This is a genomic window from Mesorhizobium sp. M5C.F.Ca.IN.020.32.2.1 (assembly GCF_004023105.1).
In the GTDB taxonomy this organism is placed as follows: Bacteria; Pseudomonadota; Alphaproteobacteria; order Rhizobiales; family Rhizobiaceae; genus Mesorhizobium; species Mesorhizobium wenxiniae.
Genome location: NZ_RZSX01001559.1, coordinates 1 through 629, shown reverse-complemented (window position 1 = coordinate 629; position 629 = coordinate 1). Strand labels below are relative to the sequence as shown.

Here is a 629-nt window from a genome sequence, read left to right as displayed (position 1 = left end):
GGCCGAGACCGCGAAATCCGGCGCCGTGCGCGCGCCGCTCGCCGTCAGCGCGAAATCGACGGCCCCGCCGACCGGTACGCCGACCATCGGCGACAGCACCGAAACATCGCCGAGCGTGCCCCTGATGTCGGCCTGGATGTCGGTGCCCGTCGCGCTGGCGGTGCCGCTGGCGCTGAGCGAGCCCGAAGTGAGTTGCAGCGCGTTGGCGGCAAACAAGCCTTGCGGGTCGCGGGTCGCGGTCGCCGAGAATGTCACACGCTCACCGAGAACCGGGCGAATCTGCGGCGGCAGCGCTGTCGAGACGGCATCGGCATTCATCTTGAGCGTCATCGCCAGATCGGCCAGGGTCACCCTGGACGTCACCGAAGCATTGAGCGCATCGCTGCGCAGCGTGCCTTGATCGACGACGATCTCGTCCTTGCTGACCGACCCGGCGAGATCAGCGGTGACCCTGCCGGTCACCAGCGGCGCCAGCGTCGCCACGTCGGTGTTCAGGCCGCCGCCGACAAGCTTGATGGTGACCGGTCCGCTGCGGTCCTGGATGTCGAAGCCGTCGGAATGGATTTCGGCCACCAGATCGTCCACCCGCGTGCCGCCCGCCACCACCGAGACCAGGGACGCGCCGATGC

Annotated in this window: 1 pseudogene; it reads right to left on the bottom strand. The window is 69.0% G+C overall.

Features of this window, described 5'->3' with window-relative positions:
• Nucleotides 1–629, bottom strand: a pseudogene (locus EOA86_RS37435) (translocation/assembly module TamB); the annotation flags it as partial.